Genomic DNA, 923 nt, shown 5'->3' with positions numbered 1-923 from the left:
CGCTTCGCCCTTCGGGCGTACGCCTGTTTTTTCGTCTGCGCGGCACGCTGTGTGCCTGCTCCGCACGCCATCCGCACTTCCTTTACGCCTCGATGAACTGATCCTTGCCCTCGGCGCACTCGGGGCAGACCCAGTCCTCGGGCAGCTTCTCAAACAGGGTGCCGGGGGCGATCTCCGCATCTTCGTCGCCTACCTCGGGGATGTACTCGTAGCCGCAGCCGCCGCAGACGTACCGCTTGCCGATGGGCTCGGGCTTGGGGGCGGGGGGCCGCTTCATTTTGACCATGGGAGGCGCGGGCAGCTTGTCGCCGGTGTCCAGGGCGGCGGCCAGCAGGGGCAGGATCTCGTTCACGTCGCCCACGATGCCGTAGTCGCAGTTCTTGAAGATGGGGGCGTTGCCGTTCTTGTTGATGGCCACGATGGTGGAGGCGTCCTTGATGCCCTTCAGGTGCTGGGTGGCGCCGGAGATGCCGCAGGCGATGTACAGGTTGCCGGTGAACTTCTGGCCGGACATGCCCACGTAGCGGCTCAAGGGGACGTACTTGAGGGTCTCAGCCACCGGGCGGGAGGAGCCGATGGCGGCGCCGGCGGCCTTGGCCAGGTTCTCGATGAGCTTCATGTTCTTCTTGTCGCCGATGCCCTTGCCGGCGGAGACCACCCGCTCGGCCTGGTTGATGGGGGTATCCATGGGGATGCCCACGGTGAAGTCGTGGCCGTCCTTTTTCAGGGCCTCCACCAGGGCGGCCACCTTGTCCTTGGACTCCCCGTCCCGGAAGATCTGGCGCTTGCGCACGCCGGTGATGGGGGCGGGCTTCTTGGCCACGGAGCGGCTGCCGCCCTCGCTGCCCTTGGAGATCTTGCCGATGAGGTGGGAGGCGATGACCACCCGCTGGATCTCGTTGGTGCCCTCGTAGATGGTGGTG

1 protein-coding gene is annotated in these 923 nt (G+C 66.2%); it reads right to left on the bottom strand.

Going from position 1 to position 923, the window contains the following annotated elements; translation table 11 throughout:
- Positions 1–82: 82 nt before the first annotated feature.
- Positions 83–923: FAD-binding protein (locus QZ378_RS12270; RefSeq protein ID WP_291258471.1), on the bottom strand; the 841-nt coding region annotated here is incomplete at its 5' end.

The organism is Flavonifractor sp. (assembly GCF_019422385.1).
GTDB classification, from domain to species: domain Bacteria; phylum Bacillota; class Clostridia; order Oscillospirales; family Oscillospiraceae; genus Flavonifractor; species Flavonifractor avistercoris.
Note: the sequence above shows the minus strand (reverse complement) of the source record. Positions and strands in the feature narration are given on the sequence as shown.